Origin of the sequence: Aquabacterium sp. (genome assembly GCF_035476535.1) — a bacterium.
In the GTDB taxonomy this organism is placed as follows: domain Bacteria; phylum Pseudomonadota; class Gammaproteobacteria; order Burkholderiales; family Burkholderiaceae_C; genus Pseudaquabacterium.
Genome location: NZ_DATILJ010000050.1, coordinates 1 through 17,427, shown reverse-complemented (window position 1 = coordinate 17,427; position 17,427 = coordinate 1). Strand labels below are relative to the sequence as shown.

At 67.1% G+C, this 17,427-nt stretch carries 14 protein-coding genes; 8 read left to right on the top strand and 6 right to left on the bottom strand.

Annotated features, from left to right (window positions below):
• The first annotated feature begins 95 nt into the window (after window positions 1-95).
• Window positions 96-2,702: a TonB-dependent receptor gene (locus VLK61_RS05190; protein ID WP_325418982.1), complete on the top strand. Its 2,607-nt coding sequence runs from the start codon at window positions 96-98 to the stop codon at window positions 2,700-2,702.
• Window positions 2,702-5,953: a response regulator gene (locus VLK61_RS05185; protein WP_325418980.1), complete on the top strand. Its 3,252-nt coding sequence runs from the start codon at window positions 2,702-2,704 to the stop codon at window positions 5,951-5,953. Before VLK61_RS05190 ends, VLK61_RS05185 begins: the two co-directional genes overlap by 1 nt.
• 58 nt (window positions 5,954-6,011) lie before the next feature.
• Here VLK61_RS05185 and VLK61_RS05180 read toward each other — a convergent pair whose 3' ends face one another.
• Window positions 6,012-6,494 (bottom strand): nuclear transport factor 2 family protein, encoded by a 483-nt coding sequence (locus VLK61_RS05180; protein ID WP_325418978.1) that lies wholly within the window; start codon window positions 6,492-6,494, stop codon window positions 6,012-6,014.
• Window positions 6,495-6,672: 178 nt separating this feature from the next.
• Here VLK61_RS05180 and VLK61_RS05175 point away from each other — a divergent pair, with 178 nt between their 5' ends.
• Window positions 6,673-7,611, top strand: a complete 939-nt coding sequence (locus VLK61_RS05175) for a putative quinol monooxygenase (protein ID WP_325418976.1) — start codon at window positions 6,673-6,675, stop codon at window positions 7,609-7,611.
• A 178-nt stretch (window positions 7,612-7,789) separates the two neighbouring features.
• Window positions 7,790-8,119, top strand: a complete 330-nt coding sequence (locus VLK61_RS05170) for a hypothetical protein (protein ID WP_325418974.1) — start codon at window positions 7,790-7,792, stop codon at window positions 8,117-8,119.
• Between the two features lie 94 nt (window positions 8,120-8,213).
• On the opposite strand, the gene VLK61_RS05165 is transcribed toward VLK61_RS05170, so the two are convergent.
• The 4 genes from VLK61_RS05165 to VLK61_RS05150 are packed head-to-tail and all read right to left on the bottom strand — an operon-like array spanning window position 8,214 to window position 11,291.
• Entirely contained in the window at window positions 8,214-9,218 is a 1,005-nt protein-coding gene (locus tag VLK61_RS05165) for an amidohydrolase family protein (protein WP_325418972.1), read from the bottom strand.
• A 57-nt stretch (window positions 9,219-9,275) separates the two neighbouring features.
• Window positions 9,276-9,971 (bottom strand): type 1 glutamine amidotransferase domain-containing protein, encoded by a 696-nt coding sequence (locus tag VLK61_RS05160; RefSeq protein ID WP_325418970.1) that lies wholly within the window; start codon window positions 9,969-9,971, stop codon window positions 9,276-9,278.
• A gap of 46 nt (window positions 9,972-10,017) precedes the next feature.
• A complete protein-coding gene (locus VLK61_RS05155) occupies window positions 10,018-10,929 on the bottom strand; it encodes an alpha/beta hydrolase (protein ID WP_325418968.1) in 912 nt (303 codons plus the stop codon).
• A 59-nt stretch (window positions 10,930-10,988) separates the two neighbouring features.
• Complete coding sequence (locus tag VLK61_RS05150) at window positions 10,989-11,291, bottom strand: superoxide dismutase (RefSeq protein ID WP_325418966.1); 303 nt, start codon at window positions 11,289-11,291, stop codon at window positions 10,989-10,991.
• Between the two features lie 308 nt (window positions 11,292-11,599).
• Here VLK61_RS05150 and VLK61_RS05145 point away from each other — a divergent pair, with 308 nt between their 5' ends.
• A complete protein-coding gene (locus VLK61_RS05145) occupies window positions 11,600-12,556 on the top strand; it encodes a LysR family transcriptional regulator (protein WP_325418964.1) in 957 nt (318 codons plus the stop codon).
• 3 nt (window positions 12,557-12,559) lie between these two features.
• On the opposite strand, the gene VLK61_RS05140 is transcribed toward VLK61_RS05145, so the two are convergent.
• The gene (locus VLK61_RS05140) at window positions 12,560-13,468 is read right to left on the bottom strand and encodes an AraC family transcriptional regulator (protein ID WP_325418962.1); all 909 of its coding nucleotides are present in this window, start codon (window positions 13,466-13,468) and stop codon (window positions 12,560-12,562) included.
• Between the two features lie 412 nt (window positions 13,469-13,880).
• Here VLK61_RS05140 and VLK61_RS05135 point away from each other — a divergent pair, with 412 nt between their 5' ends.
• From VLK61_RS05135 to VLK61_RS05125, 3 genes are all read left to right on the top strand, one after another.
• Window positions 13,881-14,357, top strand: coding sequence for a (2Fe-2S)-binding protein (locus VLK61_RS05135; RefSeq protein ID WP_325418960.1), 477 nt, complete (start codon window positions 13,881-13,883; stop codon window positions 14,355-14,357).
• A gap of 10 nt (window positions 14,358-14,367) precedes the next feature.
• Window positions 14,368-16,662, top strand: a complete 2,295-nt coding sequence (locus VLK61_RS05130; protein WP_325418958.1) for a xanthine dehydrogenase family protein molybdopterin-binding subunit — start codon at window positions 14,368-14,370, stop codon at window positions 16,660-16,662.
• A 283-nt stretch (window positions 16,663-16,945) separates the two neighbouring features.
• Window positions 16,946-17,401: a (2Fe-2S)-binding protein gene (locus VLK61_RS05125; RefSeq protein WP_325418956.1), complete on the top strand. Its 456-nt coding sequence runs from the start codon at window positions 16,946-16,948 to the stop codon at window positions 17,399-17,401.
• Window positions 17,402-17,427 lie beyond the last annotated feature (26 nt).

The window sequence follows — 17,427 nt, the reverse complement described above, 5'->3', positions numbered from 1 at the left end:
GAGCCTTTGCGGTTCTATCGCCCCGCAAAGGCGGGTCCGAGCCCGCTGTACCGCGGCACATTGTGCGCGCACCGCAGGGTGGCATGGAGAGCCTGATGAAAGCATCCAACCTGGCCGTCCCGGCCGTCGCCATGGTGCTGTTGGTGCCCGCGACGCCTTCGGCGCAACAGAAGCCCGAGCAGGTGATCGTCACCGGCACTCGCCTCAGCATCGAATCGGCGGCCGAGCGCAAACGCCGCAGCGACGACATTGTCGACGGCGTCGTCGCAGAGGAGATCAACCGGCTGCCCGACCTCAGCGTGGCCGACGCGGTGCAGCGCATCACCGGCGTGCAGATCACGCGCGACAGGGGTGAGGCCTCGGTGGCGGCGGTGCGCGGGCTGGTGCAGATCGAGACCACGCTCAATGGGCGCGAGCTCTTCACCGCCGGCTTTGGCCGGGCGCTGGACTACGCCGACCTTCCCAGCGACATGCTGGCCGGCATCGATGTCTACAAGAGCTCGGCGGCGTCGCGCATCGAAGGCGGGCTCGGCGGCACGGTCGATCTGCGCACGCGCCACCCGTTCGACTTCCGCGAGCCGACGCTGGCGCTCGCGGCGCGCCTGCTGCACGGCAAGCTTGTCGACAAGACCGCCGGCCAGTTCTCGCTGCTCTACGGCCGCCGCGCCGCCATCGGTGCGGGCGAGGCGGCGCTGCTGGTGAACCTGGTGGCGCAGGACCGGGCCTGGCGCGAGGACCAGAAAGGCACCGGCGCGCCCATGCTCTGCAGCGCGCGCGCCACGTCGGGCTGCCGGCTCGACCTGGTGCCCGGCCAGGACACCGCCGTCCCCGCCAGCACGTCCGAGAGCACCAACTTCGGCCGCCGCCGCCGCAACGCCGCCAGCGTGATGCTGGGCTGGCGGCCGGGCGCGACCCTCGATCTCTACGCCGAAGCCCACCACGCCGAACTGCGCACCAAGCAGGACACCCAGCAATTCAACGCGGGCCCGAACTTCGGAGCCGGCAGCAGCTTCGACCCGGCGAGCGTCGTCCTCTTCCCGGGCACGCAGGACGTGCAACGCATCACCTGGACGCGCGTGCCGGTCTCGATCCTGGGCTTCGCGCGCGACACGATCGACCGCACGCGACAGATCGCCGCAGGCGGCTCGTGGTCGCCAGACAACCTGCGCCTGAGCGCCGACTTGAGCCACACGCGCAGCTTCAATCGGCTGTTCTTCTCCGGCCCCACGCTGGCGGGCACCGCGGCGCGCTTCACGCAGGATGTGTCGGGCACGGTACCGAACACGGCGGTGGAGGGCACCGATCTCGCCGATCCGGCGAACCTGCGCTACAGCTCACTCGCCTACCGCGTGCGCCCTTTGCGCGGCAGTCTGCTCGCCGGCCGGATCGACGCCGAATGGCAGCTCGACACCGCCGCGCTCGAGCGCGTTGCCGTCGGCTGGCGACGGGCCCGGCGCGAGGCCGACAACGCGCCCAACCTGATCTTCGGCGACGTCGCCGTGCCCGGCACCGTGCTGGCCGCCGACAAGCCGGGCCGCACCAGCGTCTACCCCTACGGGCCCTTCCTCGACGGGCACGGCAGCAGCATCACGCGCTACCTCGTCGACACGCTGGCCGACGCGCGCGACCCGGTGGCGTTGCGCGAAGCCTTCGGCATCACCACGCCGCTGCCCACCGCCGGCGGCCCGCTGGGCGTGTGGCGCATCCGCGAAGTCACCGATGCCGCCTACGCCCAGGCCGGCTGGCGCGTGCCGGCACTGCTGCTCGATGGCCAGCTCGGCGTGCGCCTGGTGCGCACGCGCTCCACGCTCTCCGGCAACCAGAGCGTACCCTCGACGGGCACGATCGAGCCGATCGCGATCGACACGACGACGACCGACTGGCTGCCGAGCACGAGCCTGCGGTGGCGCCCCGGTGGGCCCTGGCAGGTGCGCGCCGCGGCCTCGCGAACCATCACACGGCCCGACTTCAACCTGCTCTCGCCGTCCATCACGCTCACGCCGAACAGCGTCAACCCGCAGCTCAACCAGGGCACGGCCGGCAACCCGGCGCTGCGGCCGCTGCGGGCGACAAACGCCGACCTCGCCGCCGAGGCGTCCTTGGGCGCCGGCCACGCCGCGTCGGTGACGCTGTTCTGGAAGCGCGTGGACGGCTTCGTCACCACGCTCAGCCAGGCCGAGGCGCACGACGGCGTGCTGTACCAGGTGAGCCGGCCCTACAACGCGGATGCCGGCTACATTCGCGGCGCCGAGCTGTCCTACCAGCGCTTCCTGGACTTCCTTCCGGGCGCGTGGCGCGGGCTGGGGCTGCAGACCAACTTCACAGTCGTCGACAGCAGCACCTACGACCGCGTGCTGCGCGCCAACGTGCCGATGCAGAACCTGTCGCGCCGCAGCACGAACCTGATCGGGCTGTACGAGCACGGCGCCTGGTCGGCCCGTCTGGCGTGGAACTGGCGCAGCAGCTTCCCCAGCGGCACGACCAACATCGTCGGCCTCGGCGCCTTTCAGGCCACCACGCACGCCTACGGCTGGCTGGACGCTTCCGTGCGCTGGCGCCTCTCCGATCGCCTGACGTGGTCGCTCGATGGCGGCAACCTGCTGGGCACGCTGCGGCGCTCGTACTTCGGCGTCGAGACACGGCCGCAGAGCGCCTCGGTCAACGACCGCCAGATCGGCACCAGCCTGAGCCTGCGACTTTGATGGACATCCGCGTTCGATGGGGTTGCGCGCTCGGGCTGTGGCTGTTCCTGGCGGCGGCTACCGTCGCCGCGCCCATCGACGATTGGCGGCAGCGCGCGACCGCGGTGCGCAGGCTGGCCGACAACGACGCCCCGGTTGCCGCCACGCAGGCACTGCGCCTGCAGGCCGAGTTGCCGCCCGACGCGCCGGCGGCCGACCGCGTGCGCGCGCTCAACCTGCTGGCGCGCATCGACATCCACCTCGGGCGCACGGCGCAGGCCGTTGCCCGTGCCGAGCAGGCGCTGCGCGATGCCACCGCCGCCGGCGACCGTGCCGGCCAGGCCGAGGCCGACATGACCCTCGCGCTCGGCGCGGTGAACCAGAACCAGGTCGCGCGTCTGGTTGAAGTCACGTCGCACAGCATCGCGGTGCTGGAAGGCGTCGCCCGGCCCGACCTGCTGGCCGAAGCCTTGTTCCGCGGCGCGATCGTGTACCGCCGCGCCGGCCGGATCGAAGAATCGGTCACGATGGCGCTGCAGGCGATGGATGCGGCGCAGCGCTCGGGTGACCCGCTGGTCATGGCCTATGCCCACCACGGGCTGGCGGTCTCTTACCTGCAAAGTGAGCGCCGTGCCGAAACGGTGGAACAGCTCGAACAGATGCGCCGGCAGGCGCTGGCGGCGGGTTCAAGGCTGCAGGAGGGTTTTGCACTGATGGGCCTGTCCACCGAAGCCCACCGGCGCGGCGACCATGCCGAGGGCGACCGGCTTATCGGCCAGAGCATCGCGAACTTCACCGCCGTGGGCTCGCCTGTGAACCTGGGCCACGCTGTGCACAACCACGCCGAGCAGCTGCTGGCACAGCGGCGGGCGCGGGAGGCGCTGGCCGAGAACGAGCGCGCGCGCAGCATCTTCGCGACGGCCCAATTGCGGGCCGGCCGCTTCCATTCCACGATGCAGCGCAGCCAGATCCAGCAAGCGCTGGGGCATCATGCCGCCGCGCTCGCCGATGCGGAGGATGCCTATGCCGAGTCGCTGACGCTGGCACAGCCGGTGCTCCAGGCGAACGCCGCGCGCCGGCTGGCCGAGCTGGTGGCAAGCGCCGGCGACCCACGGCGCGCCTACCGGCTGGCCATCGAGGCCGCGCACCTTCAGGCGCAGGCCAGCACCGATCACAGTGCCGAACGCATGCTGCAGGCAGCGCAACGCCGCCGCGATGAAGCCCGCCAGCGCGAGCTGGCCGAGCTGCAGCGCCGCGGCGAGCAGCAGGCCGCCGAGCTGCGCGCGCGTGAGCTGCAGCAGCGCTGGCTGTGGACGGTACTGGCCGGCAGCATCGTCGCGCTGGCCGGCACTGTGGTCTTTCTCGAGCGGCTGCGCCGCTCGCGCGCCCAGGTGCGCGGGCTGGCCGAGACGCTGGAGCAGCGCGTGCTGGCGCGCACCGACGAGTTGCGCCAGCAGGCGCGCTACCTGCGCACGCTGATCGACATGCTGCCCATGTGGGCCTGGTTCAAGGACCGCGATGGCCGCTACCTGGCGGTGAACCAGGCCGCCGCGGACACCCGGGGTTTGAAGCCCGAGGAACTCGTCGGCAAGTCGGATCACCAGGTCTACCCTCCCGACGTGGCCGATGCATTCCGCGCCGACGACCTCGAGGTCATGGCCTCTCGCCGTGGAACGACGCTGGAAGAAGCCCAAGCGGTTCCAGGCGACACGATCTGGCTTGAAACCTTCAAGGCGCCGGTGATCGATGAGGACGGCACCGTGCTGGGCACGGTGGGCGTGGCGCGCGACATCAGCGAGCGCAAGGCTGCCGAAGGCGCCCGCGAAGCCGCCCTGGCCGAGGCGCAGCGCCTGGTGCGCATGCGCAGCGAATTCCTCGCGCAGATGAGCCATGAATTGCGCACCCCGCTCAACGGCATCCTGGGCTTCGCGCAGAGCTTGCAGAGCGAGCTGCCGCTGAGCGAACGACAGGCCAGGGGGCTCAGGATCATCGAGGAGAGTGGCCGGCATCTGCTCGGACTGATCAACGACATCCTCGACCTTGCCCGCATCGACGCCGGCAAACTGGTGATCAGCCCGAGCGACGTGAGCCTGCCGGACTTCCTGCAGGCGGTGTGCGACATGGTCTGCGCCAAGGCCGAAGAGAAAGGGCTGAGTTTCAACTTCGAGACCGTGCACGAGCTGCCGGCCGCCGTGCAGGTCGACGAGAAGTGCTTGCGCCAGGTGTTGCTCAACCTGTTGTCCAACGCCATCAAATTCACCGACAGCGGACACGTCACCTTGCGCGTGGAGGCGCTGCCGCCCGACGCACGGGATCGGCCGGACCCGACAGGCACGCAGGCGATGGTGAGTCTTCGCTTCGAGGTGCACGACACCGGCATCGGCATGAGCGAAGCGCAGCAGGTCCGTCTGTTCCAGCCGTTCGAGCAGCTCGCCGATGTCCGGCGACGCGAAGGCGGCAGCGGCCTCGGCCTGGCCATCAGCCGCCACGTGATCCGCATGATGGGCGCCGACATCGGGGTGCAAAGCCAGTTGGGCGAAGGCACGCTCTTCTTCTTCGAGCTCGAACTGCCGACCACCACCCTGTCGCAAGCCGTCGCCCGGTCCGCTCGCGGCCGGCCGACCGGCTACCACGGTCCGCGCAAGCGCGTGCTGGTGATTGACGACGAGGCAACGAATCGCGCGATGCTGTCGGATGTACTGAGCGCGATGGGATTCGATGTTCTTGAAGCGTGCGATGGCCGGGAGGGCCTGGACGTGGCCGGCAGAGCCCATCCCGATCTGATCGTGACGGATGTGGCGATGCCGGAAATGGACGGCTTCGAAGCGACGCGGCGACTGCGGGAGATGCCCGCGTTGAGCGAGGTGCCGGTCATCGCGACTTCGGCGAGCGCCACGCAGGACGTCGCCGTCCGCTGTCGCGACGCGGGTGCGAATGCTTTCATCCCGAAGCCCATCGAGCAGAGCACGCTGACCGACACACTGGCGCGCCTGATGGGCCTGACCTGGACTTATGCGCAAGCGCGGCCTCGCCTGCCGGACCTCGCCGGCCCCACGGGCAGGGAGTCGAGCCTCGTCTATCCGCCGATCGAGGAAATGCAGGTGCTGCGCGAGCTCGCCCGCGTCGGCAACATGAAGTCGCTGCGCATGCGCGCCGACCAACTGAGGTCGCTGGACACGCGCTACGCGTCGTTCGCTTCGCGCCTGGCCGTGCTGGCAGACGGCTATCAGTCCCGCGCCATCACGGCGCTGGTGGAAGGACAAGCCCAGTAGCGCTGCTGCACGAGCGCGGCGAGCGCTGAATCGGTCGCGCCGCCGCCGCGTCGGCCGATCAGGGCCGGCGAAGGTCGCCGTCCCAGTGCTCCGCGATCTTGCCGCCTTCGATGCGGAACATGTCGAACCAGGTGGTGGTGTAGGCCTTGGCCGGGTCCTTGGGGTCCTTGCGCTCGGCGACGAAGCTCAGCACGACGATGTCGCCCTCGGCCGTGATCGAGACCAGCGGCGCGGCGACGGCCGCGGTGATGTCCCTGCGCTTGGCGAACTTCGCGAAGAAGTCGACGAAGGCGGCCCGACCCGTCGGCACATTGGGGTTGTGCTGGATGTAGCCCTCGGTGAGGTACTTGTCGGCCCGGTCCAGATGGCCGGCTTCGAAGACTTCGCGCCAGAAGTCGTAGACCAGCCGCTTGTTGGCGGCCAGCTTCGCATCAGGGCTGGCGAGCAGTGCCTTGTGGTCGGGTGCGGCCGTGACCGGAACCTGCGCGAGTGCGGCGCTGCCGGCTGCGGTGATGAAGAGCGAGAACAGGAGTTTGAACATGACTTGAGGTGATGAGGAGAATCGAGACGGACTGTAGCGCCGTCATTTGAGAGCCGGCCGCCAACGCGCGTTGTACGCGGCCAGGGTCGTGGATGCCATCTTTTTCGCCGCCACCGCGCAAGGCGGCGAAGCGTTCGTCGCGCCAGTGTTGGCGCCGACACAAAAGTGAGCCGGATGAGTGCAGCCTGCCGACTGCCTGGTGAGCCAGGCAGCAGGCGGCAACTCCCTCCAGCATCAAGTGATTCCGCATAAGGCACCGGCTCACTGCGGCGTCGGCGCGGTGGCTCAATTCTCGATCGGCACCGACAATCCTGTCGTCGACAGCAGGATCATGCAAGCATTCAGGAGCATTCATCTACCGCGTCGCAGGTCCTGCGACCAGAATCCCCGCAGGACACAAATGATGATGACCACCCGAGCATTCATGGCCGGCATGGGAGCCGCCGTGCTGGGGCTGTGCACCGCACCGCCCGTTCTCGCGCAGACTTCGACGCGTTCGCTCATCCGCTGGGCAGAGCTCGACATTGACCCCGCACAGCTGGCCAGCTTCAAGGCTGCAGCCCAAGCGCTCAAGGAGGCGGTCCTTCGCACGGAGCCGGGCGTCGCCGTTTACCACGCCGTGTCCGAAGCCGACAACCCGGGTCGGATCCATGTGCTCGAGATGTATGACGATGCCGAGGTCTATCAGGCCCACCTGCAACAGCCTCACTTCCGGGACTTTCGCGCCACGACAGACAAGATGGTCACGGGCCGCCTGCTTCACGATGTCGTCGCCGTCAGACTGGGCGCGAAGGCACGCCTGAGCGCTTCACCTCTGGTTCGCATCGCGAAACTCGAGATCGACCCCGCTCAGTTGCAGGCTTACGAAGCAGCCGTGTCGGAGGAGATCGACGACTCCATCCGACTGGAGCCGGGCGTACTGACCATCTACGCCGTGGCTTCGGCGGATAGACGGAGCCAATTGCGCTTTTTCGAGATCTACGCCGATGAAGCGGCCTATCGCCAGCATCTGGAATCCCCGCATTTCAAGAAGTACGTGGAAACGACCAAGCCGATGATTGCGTCGCGGAGACTGTTCGAGACGCGTCCCCTGTTCCTTGGCCTGAGACAGCGCTGAACTTTAAACAGGCGATCGGTAACCAGGTGGTCACGCCTGTGAGTCGGGCGTTCAACACGTCCATCAGGTATCGCACTTGGCCCACGACAACAGCATGAACCCAGCCGGCGGGGTGCCGCCCCACCCAGTCACCATGCCGCCGGCTTTGGCTGTCAGGCGCCAGATGAGCGGGCGCGACATGAACGAGTCGCATCGCAATTCCACGCCGCCGGAGGCCCTGTTCGACCTGACCACGGTGGTTGCCGTTGCCGCGGCCGCTGCTCGGCTACACCACGGATTGGCCGAATCTTCCGTCGCCGAGGCCGCACTGGAGTTCGTTCAATCGTTTTTCGCCATCTGGTGGCCACTTCTCCCGGTTCTGCTCGTTTGCTGCGTCGCTATCGCAGCCGTGGCCTACGGTCTGTCTCCAGCTTGGGGACTGCTGATGCTGGCTGCCGGACCTGGGCTGCTGATTGCATGGGTTGTACGCGATCGCCGCCTGAAGCCAGAGAGGTTTGCCGTGCGTTGATGGCGAACACGCTCAGGATGCGGTCGACCCCGACGCTGCCGTCGGGCTTGACCGTCACCTCGGTTGGTTGTGGCCATGTCGAATCCCTTTCTGCTCACAAGCCCAGCAGGCGAGCAGCGTTGCCGTGGGCGATGAGCGCCTTGTCCGCGTCGCCCACGGGGAGGCGATCGATGAAGGCGCGTGCGCCGTCCAGGCTCTGGTAGGGATAGTCAATGGAATACACGATGCGCTCGGCCCCCATCAACGCATGGATGAACTGGAAGTGCGGCAGCGTCAGCATGCCGCTGGGCGACACATGTACGTGCTCGCGGTAGGTCTGCACGATGGGGCGCCGGAGGCCGGAGGCCTCTTGCGGAATGGAGTCCTCGAGCCTCTGCAAGAAGAAGGGCACCATCTCGCCCCAATGGCCGCTGATGACTTGCAGCCCGGGATAGCGGTCGAACACACCCGCGAGCAGCATGCGAACCACCTGGATGCCGGCTTCGTTGTGCCAGCCCCAGGCGAACATGGCCAGCCGCGCGCTCAGTTCGCGATCGAAGCCGCCGTAGTACGGCGCCTGCACGGCGGGCAGTGGGAGGCCGGGGTGAACATACAGCGGCACCTTCAGTTCGTCGAAGGCCGCCAGGATGGGCGCGTAACGCGCGTCGTCCAGGAAGGTCTCGCCGGGACGGCCATTGATGAGCGCACCCTTGAGGCCCAGCTCTTTCACCGCGCGTTCCAGTTCGCGCGCGGCTGCCTCCGGCGCCTGCCAGGGCAGCGTGGCGAAACCGGCAAAGCGCGTGGGGTGGGCTTGTGCCGCCAGCGCCAGCCGGTCGTTGGCTGCGCGGTTCAGCTCAATGGCCTGAGTGACAGGCAGCAACTGAGGGAATCCGCCGAAGGAAAGCACCTGCATGCTGATGCCAGCCGCATCCATGTCGGCCAGGCGTGCCGCGCCCATGTCCAGCGCCTTGCGCGCCGACTCGCTGGGCGCGATGACATGCGGGCGAGTTGGATCGGCGACCTGCCGACCGTCGACAACGCGGCTGCCCCAGTCGAGCAGATAGGGGGCCTCGGCGCGCACAAGACCCTGGGTGGCCGCGCCGATGGCGGGATCAAGCACATGCTCTTCGACGCAAATCAGTTTCACGCGGCTTTTCTTGCAGACATCAGCGGCCGATCAAGCCAACAGCGCATCGCGAAGCGCCTCGCCCAGGCTCGCCGCGGACTGCGGGTTCTGGCCGGTGATGAGACGGCCATCGACGACGACGTTGTTGGCCCAGTTGGCGGCGTTCTGGTGATGCGCACCGCGTTCGTTGAGAGTGGACGCCAGCAGAAAGGGCACGACGTGCGTGGACTGCACCTCCTCTTCCTCGCCATCGGTGAAGGCTGCCAAGCGCTTGCCTGCCACCAGCAGGCTGCCGTCGGAACGACGCGCGTTGACGAGGGCCGCCGGGCCGTGACAGACCGCCGAGACGATGCCACCGGCCGCATCGATCTCGCGGATCGCCTGTTGCACCGCAGCGCTGTCGGGGAAGTCCCACATCGTGCCGTGACCGCCCGCAAAGAAGATGGCCGAGTAGCGCGAGGGATCCACGTCATCCAGGCACAGCGTGCGGGCAATGGCGTGGCGGAAGTCGGTGTCGGCCCAGTAACGGGCAATGACTGGGTCTTTCATGTCCTCCAGCCCATCCAGCGGCGCGGCACCACCCTTGATGGAGGCGAACTCCACGGCGATTCCCGCCGCCTGCAGCTTCTCCAATGGGTGAGTGACTTCGGCCAGGTTATAGCCGGTGGGAATGCGCGTCTCCCCCTTCACCGCGTTGCTGGTGACGACGAAGAGGACGGGCTTGAGTTCAGAAGCTTGCTTGGTCATGACGTGCATTTCTCATTGGGAGCGAAGAGAGGAAGTCGGAGCAGGGCTACAGATTGCCGAAAAAGGGGACGAGCTTGGCAACCGCTTGATCCACGTAGTGCGGCACGTCGTACAGCGCGACGTGAGTAGCGCCTTCAATGACAAACAACTCTTTCGGCCCATTGGAAAGCGCGTACGCTTGTTCGCTGAAGACCTTCGTGTCGGCCTTGCTCCCGGCGATCAGCAGCAAGGGTTGAGTCAGCAGATCTGGAATCAGCGGAAACGTTGAAAAGGCCAGCATCTTGTCCAGACTGGTCAGCAGGAAGCGGCCCTTGGCGTTGGGGTGTTGGCCCCGCGGCGTCCGGTAATAGTCGTACGCTTCCCGCAGCATGACCGGTGTGTTGTCGTCGATGTCTTCGAAACGTTCCGGGACAAACGGGGCATAGACAGGCGCTGCCCCTCTCGCTTCGGCCGTACGCTGCCCAGCGGCCGCTTCCAGCGTTTTGATGTGCTCGGCCGCGGGAACAGGGAGGCCAAACATGCTCCTGGCGGCCTCGCCCATCGGGGTTGGGCTGACCCCCGCCACGGCTTTGAAGCGGCGCTCGGTCTGAGCCACGGCGAGTGCATAGCCGCCTCCGGCACAGACACCGTAAACACCCATTCGCTCGGCGTCGACGTAGGGAAGCGTCGAGAGAAAGTCCGCAGCGCAGCGCGCGTCTTCCACTCGGGTCGCCGGATCCTCCAAGAGGCGAGGCTCGCCACCGCTCGCGCCTTGGTAGGAAGAGTCATACACGACCACCACGAACCCATGAGCCGCAAGCCTCTTGGCATAAAGGCCGATGGTCTGCTCCTTCACGCCTCCCGCCGGGTGAATCCCGACCAGCGCGGGGTACTTCCCGTCTTCCTGGAAGTTGTCCGGAAGATGAAGGTTCGCCGAAATGCCTACGGCCTTGTTTGCAAACGACACTGCCTTGACCATGACGACTTCTTCCCTGTTGAAAACCGTGTGTGTTCAGATTCGCCCGCGCCGGACTGGGCCTATCCAGCGTTGCCGGGCGCAAACAGCGTTTCCCAATTCAGGAATGGACCCAGCGGGATGACATCCCAATCGATGAGCCCGGCCTTGGCCAGCGGAAATTCGCGCAGCGCCTGTCTGGCCGCCTCCACCGAGTCCGCCTCCGCCAGGATGGCGACACCAGGGCGGTCCTGGCGGAAATACATGTCGCGCACGACGCCGCTCTTGTAGAGCTGCCAGGCATGGCGGGCTTCGTTCAGCATATGCGGCTGGTACTTGTCCAGGCTCGCACCGGGCTGCGGAATGTCGAGGCAAAGCAGTTTCATGTCGTGGTTTCTCTTCTGAAAAATGGATAAAGCGCGACGGCGATCAGCGCCGACGCAAGCGCAGGCTGATCTCGGCCACGCGCGTTCCGAGATTGGCGGCCGTCTCCAGATCGCTGTGGATGGGTGCGAGATCGCGGCCCTGGCCACCGTTGGACTGCGTCATGGCGCCGATGCCCGGCATTCTGTTGACGGCGACGCTTCACCGTAAGCCGTGGTGCGGTTGATCGTCCCCCAACCTCAGGTTGAGAATGGATGGTCGAGCGTCCAAGGCGCTTGCTTCAGGTCAATCCCTTTCACGTGGAGACTTCGTGGATTCATCGCAGCGGGTTCGCGCCATCCTGTCGTTCGTGCAGGCAGCCAACACCGGCAGCTTCGCGGCCGCCGCACGCGCGCTGGGCGTCAGCTCAGCGGCGGTGAGCAAGAACGTCGCCGGCCTGGAGCAGGCACTCGGCGTGCGGCTGATGAACCGGACGACACGGACATTGAGTCTGACGGCCGAGGGGTCGGCCTTCCTCCGACAAGCCCGCATCGCACTCGACGCGCTCGATTCGGCCATCGATGCGGTCGCCGTCCAGCGCGTCGAGCCGCGCGGCCGCGTCCGCATCTCGACCAGCGCGGCATTCGGTCGCCAGCAACTGATGCCGGCATTGCCGAGCCTGCTGTCGCGACACCCGGCGCTGTCGGTCGAAGTCGATTTCGACGACCGTGTCGTCGACCTCGTGCGCGGTGGCTACGACCTGGCCGTCAGGGGTGGGCACATCGCCGATTCGGCCTTGGTCTCGCGCTCGATCTGCCGGATGAATCTGGCCCTCGTCGCGTCGCCGTCCTATCTGGCCGAGCATGGCGTACCCGTTTCGCCGCAGGACCTCGATCAACACCGGCTGATCGCCCGGCGCTTTCTGGGCGGACCGGTATCGCCATGGAACTTCCGATCCAACGATGACAGCATCACCACATTCGAGCCGGCACACGCCGCGGTCCTGACCTTGTCGGCACCCGAGACGCTGGTGCAGGCGGCGTGCGACGGTTCCGGCGTGGCGCAAGTCGGGGTGCATCACGCGTGGGCGCACCTGCAGAGCGGCGCATTGAAGGTCGTGCTTCATCGCCAACACGACCCTGGAAGCTACGAACTGGTGATGCAGTATCCGCATCGCGCATTGATGGCCCCAAGGGTGCGCGTAACGCTGGAACATCTGCTCGAGGCGTTTGCCCGGGATGAAGCGCTGCACGTGCCGCTCGAGGCCCTTGAAGCCTGCATGGCGTGAATTTCAGGGTCCAGCCTGCCGCAGCAGGCCCTCGACATCGCGGCGTGGTGGCGTCCCGAACTGGCGGGCGTACTCCCGAGTGAATTGGGACGGACTTCCATATCCCACGTGGTAGGCGGCGGCCGCGGCGTCCAGGCTCTCGGTGACCATCAGGCGCCGGGCTTCGGTCAGCCGCAGCCATTTCTGGAACTGAAGCGGGCTCATCGACGTAAATTGCCGGAAGTGATGGTGAAACCTGGACGGACTCATTTCCACCCGGCTGGCAAGCTCCTCGATACGAAGCGGCTCATGGAAGTTGGCCTTCAGCCACTCGATCGCGCGGCCGACGCGCTGGCTCTGGGTTCCGATCGAAGCCATCTGCCACAGGTAGCTTCCGCCATCGCTGCGCAGGACCCTGTAGAAGATCTCCCGCTGCACCAACGGCGCCAGCACTGGAATCAGCTCGGGCTCGTCAAGCAGTCCGACGAGCCTGTCGAAGGCCTCGAGAAGCGCGAGGGTCGTCTCTCCGAGCACCATGCCCCGGTCGCGCACCGATTGCCGGTCGGGCGGTCGCAGCTTGCTCTCCATCATCAACTCTCCGATCACGCTCACATCGAGCTTCAGTACGGCGCTCAGATACGGTGAGGCGGGCGAAGCCTCCGTGACCTGCAACACCACCGGCAAGTCCAGAGCGGTGATCAGGAAGCGGTGTCTGTCGTAGGCGTAGGTCTCGGATCCGAAGTGCGCGCGCTTCGCGCCCTGGACAGGCAGCGCGATGGCCGGCTCCACCATGCAGCTGATCGGCCCGCCGACCTCCGCGTGCCGATACAGGTTCAGGCCGGAGATCGCGGTGGCGTACTGCTCGCCGCCCGCCGTCCGACTCGCGATCCGCGCCGCGATGTGCGTTCGCACGCGCTCGAATTCGGCTTTCATCGATCGAATCATAGAGCGCTTGCAGATGCCGCCTGAGCTGATCCTCCCGTCGTCGGCAGGATCGTGCAAGCATCCAGGAGCATTCGGCTATCACGCTGCGGGTCCGGCGACCAGAATCCGCGCAGGATTCAAATGATGATGACCACCAGAGCATTCACGGCCGGCATGGACGATGCCGAGGCCTATCAGGTCCATGTGCGACAAGCTCACTTCCGTGACTTCCGCGCCGCGACCGACCAAATGACGGTCGACCGCCGGCTTCTCGACGTGGTACCCGTCAGGCTCGGCGCCAAGGCGCGCGGCTCGGCGGGCCGCGGGTGCGCAGGCTGCCGTTTGCGCGGAGCGGCCTGGTCCAGACCTGAAATTCCAGGCACCGCGTGGTTCGTTCACCGCAACGCCCATGGAGAGATCAGTGCCCCAGTACGTATTGAAGATCGATGGCGTGCAACGCAGGGTCAAGGCAGAAGCCGACGAACCGCTGTTGTACGCGCTCACGGATGGGCTGAAGCTCAACGGGCCGCGCTTCGGCTGCGGCCTCGCCCAGTGCGGCACGTGCACGGTGCTGGTCGACGGCCAGCCGGTGCGCTCTTGCGTCACGTTGACGCGCAGCGTCGTGGGGAAGGCGATCCGCACCCTGGATGGCCTCGCGCAAGCTGGGCGCCTGCACCCGGTGCAGGATGCGTTCGTCGAAGAACAGGCAGCGCAATGCGGCTATTGCGCCAACGGGTGGGTGATGAGCTCCGTCGCGTTGCTCGAGAAGAACCCCAAGGCCACGGATGACGAGATCGCGCAAGCCCTCTCCGGCTTGCAATGCCGCTGCGGCACGCACATCGCCATCCTGCGCGCGGTGCGCAGGGCGCGCGACAGCATGACGGCCGTGAAGGCCTGAGGAATCCGCGATGGATCAGCCAGTCAACCGCCGCGAATTTCTCCAGACCCACCTGGCCCTGGTCGTGGGCATCACGGGCATCACGGGCAGCGCGGCCATCGTTGGCGACGCCGCCGCGCAAGCGGCCGCACCGGGTGTCATCGGGCCCAACCCGTCACTGCTGGACACCTGGCTGCGCATCGGCACCGACGGCCGGGTACTCGTCAATTTCGGCAAGATGGATTGCGGCCAGGGCCTGGACGTCGCCATCGCCCAGATCGTCGCCGAAGAGCTCGACGTGCCAATGCAGTTCGTGCGAGTCGTGCTGGGCGACACCCGCGTAACGCCGAATCAGGGCGGCGGCAGCGGCAGCACCGGTGTGCGCCTGGGTGCAAGACCGCTGCGCAATGCAGCGGCCGAAGCCAGGCGCCTACTGCTGGAGATGGGCTCGAAGCAGCTCGGCGTGCCCGTCGGCGCTCTGGTGGTGCGTGACGGTGTCATCTCCGTTGCGCAGGACTCCGGCAAAAGTGTCAGCTACGCGCAGCTGATCGGCGGCAAGAACTTCGATGCGCCACTCAAGTGGAACAAGGTCGTGGGCAACGGCATGAATGCCGAAGGCCAAGCGAAACCGAAGGCGGTCTCCGAGTACCGGATCGTGGGCCAGGGCGTCAAGCGCGCCGATATCCGCGACAAGGTCACCGGCACGCCGCACTTCACCGCACACGTGCGGCCCGGCAAACTGCTGCACGCCAGGGCCGTGCGCCCACCCGTGGCCGGTGCCACGCCCGAAGCTGTCGAGGCCTCGTCGATCGCGAAGATCCCGGGTGCGCGGCACTTCGTGCAAGGGGGCTTCGTCGCCGTGGTTGCGGACAGCGAATGGAACGCGATCCGGGCGTCGCGTGCACTGCAAGTGCGCTGGTCGACCCCACCGGCCGCCTTCCCGGGGGGCGAGGCCGGGCTGTTCGACCGCATCCGCGCCGCCACCCCGACCGCCTCCAATGCGGTGCCCATGTTCGCCGGCAAGAAGGACCACGATGCCGCGCCCACCCTCGCGGCACTGGCCGGCTCGCGCAAGGTGATCGAGGCTGAATACGAATGCGCCTTCCAGTCGCACGCGCGCATCTCTCCTTCGTGCGGCGTGGCCGATGTGCGCGGCGACCGTGCCGAGATCTGGACCGACACGCAGAAGCCGCATTACCAGCGCGAGGGCATCGCCAAGTTGCTGGGCCTGCCGACCGAAAACGTTCAGGTGACGTGGATGCCCGGCGCGGGCTCGTACGGGCGCAGCGATGCCGACGAGGCGCCATTCGAGGCCGCCTTGCTCTCGCGCCATTTCGGCCGCCCGGTGCGCATGCAATGGATGCGCGACGAAGGCACGGCATGGGATCCCAAGGCGCCCGCGGCCGTGGTCAGCATGAAGGCCGGGCTGGACGACGCGAACCGGGTCACCGGCTGGTACTTCAAGGCCAAGGGCTTCAACGGCTGGGACGTCAAGTACTGGGCCGACGGTCCCGAGCAGGTGCTGGTGGGTCAGCTGCTGGGCGCCCGAAGAGCGGCCGCCTACAACTTCAACGTGCCTGAAGAGAGCTACAAGTTTCCCAACCACGTGCACTGGTGGGAGACGGTGCCGCCCTACCTGCAGGACGCTTCGCCGCTGCGCACGGCGCACATGCGCGCGCCACAGGAGATGCAGACCCGTTTCGCGCAGGAGTCCTTCATCGACGAGGTGGCGCATGCGGCGGGCAAGGACCCCGTGGCCTTCAGGCTGGAGCACATGCAGGACCCACGCGAGAAGGACGTGTTGCGTGCGGCCGCCGAGAAGCTCGGCTGGCAGCCCACTGCCGCGGGCAGCGGCCGCGGCAAGGTGAGCGTGGGCCGCGGCGTGGCGGTGCATGCCGGCTACGGCTCGTACGCTTGCGCCGTCTGCGAGGTCGAGGTGCACCAGGACACTGGACGCATCCGCGTGCGCAAGACCGTGGTGGCCCTGGATTGCGGCTTGGTGATCAACCCGATCGGACTGCGTGCCACGATCGAGGGCCAGATCATGCAAGGCCTCAGCCGGGCCTTGTACGAAGAGGTGCATTTCGACGAGCGCAAGGTGACCAGCACCGATTGGTACAGCTACCCCATCGCTCGCTTGGAGGACGTGCCACAGCAGGTGGAGCTGGTTCTGCTGAACCGCGCCGATCAGCCCATCGGCGGTGCGGGCGAACCAGCGATCGTCTGCTTTCCACCTGCTGTGGCCAACGCCGTGTTCAACGCAACCGGTATCCGCATCCGCCGCTACCCCCTCACACCGGAAGCCGTGAAGAAAGCTTTGAGCTGAGCCGCACGCGCGGATCGCATCGGCACCTGCGGTGCCTCCTCGTGCGCGGTTCCCGAGGCGAGTGGCGCGACCAAGGGAAATCCAGTACCCGCCCGCTTTCACCGGACGTATATCCTGTCAATCTAGCACCTGCCCGCGTCGTCGCACGAGGCTGGTCAAACGGGGCCGAGCCGAGTTCTGCCGAACCAGCGGCTGGGCTTCTGATGCCGTCAGGATGGCGGGATCGTGGCCATCGGCAAGTAGCCGCTCCTTATTGCAAAACAACTTTCCGGAACGAGAAGCGATGACCACGATCACAGTCAACGGCAAGCCGCACACGGTGCAGGCGAGCCCCGATACGCCCCTGCTCTACGTGCTGCGCAACGAGGTGCTGTTGAACGGCCCGAAATACGGCTGCGGTCTGGCGCAGTGTGGCGCCTGCATGGTGCTTGTCGGCGGTCAGGCGATGCCCTCCTGCGTGCTACCCGTCTCGGCGGTCAGCGGGCCGGTGGTCACGGTCGAAGGGCTTGGCACACCGGACAAGCCCCATCCGCTGCAGAAGGCGTTCATCGAAGAGCAGGCCGCGCAGTGCGGCTACTGCACCAGCGGCATGATCGTCAGCGCAGCCGCGCTACTGCAGGGCAGGAAGCAGGTCAGCGACGCCGAGATCCGCGCCGGCCTGGAGCGCAATCTGTGCCGTTGCGGTTCGCACATGCGGGTCATCGCGGCGGTCAAGAAAGCGGCCGGGGGGCTGGCATGAAGCGGCGCGACTTCCTGCTCAAGGGC

Excerpts from the sequence above, each read along its gene's own strand:
- VLK61_RS05140 (WP_325418962.1), bottom strand. The coding sequence starts at position 13,468 with ATGAAAGCCGAATTCGAGCGCGTGCGAACGCACATCGCGGCGCGGATC.
- VLK61_RS05185 (WP_325418980.1), top strand. The coding sequence starts at position 2,702 with ATGGACATCCGCGTTCGATGGGGTTGCGCGCTCGGGCTGTGGCTGTTC.
- VLK61_RS05160 (WP_325418970.1), bottom strand. The coding sequence starts at position 9,971 with ATGACCAAGCAAGCTTCTGAACTCAAGCCCGTCCTCTTCGTCGTCACC.
- VLK61_RS05155 (WP_325418968.1), bottom strand. The coding sequence starts at position 10,929 with ATGGTCAAGGCAGTGTCGTTTGCAAACAAGGCCGTAGGCATTTCGGCG.
- VLK61_RS05125 (WP_325418956.1), top strand. The coding sequence starts at position 16,946 with ATGACCACGATCACAGTCAACGGCAAGCCGCACACGGTGCAGGCGAGC.
- VLK61_RS05130 (WP_325418958.1), top strand. The coding sequence starts at position 14,368 with ATGGATCAGCCAGTCAACCGCCGCGAATTTCTCCAGACCCACCTGGCC.
- VLK61_RS05180 (WP_325418978.1), bottom strand. The coding sequence starts at position 6,494 with ATGTTCAAACTCCTGTTCTCGCTCTTCATCACCGCAGCCGGCAGCGCC.
- VLK61_RS05150 (WP_325418966.1), bottom strand. The coding sequence starts at position 11,291 with ATGAAACTGCTTTGCCTCGACATTCCGCAGCCCGGTGCGAGCCTGGAC.
- VLK61_RS05190 (WP_325418982.1), top strand. The coding sequence starts at position 96 with ATGAAAGCATCCAACCTGGCCGTCCCGGCCGTCGCCATGGTGCTGTTG.
- VLK61_RS05170 (WP_325418974.1), top strand. The coding sequence starts at position 7,790 with ATGAACGAGTCGCATCGCAATTCCACGCCGCCGGAGGCCCTGTTCGAC.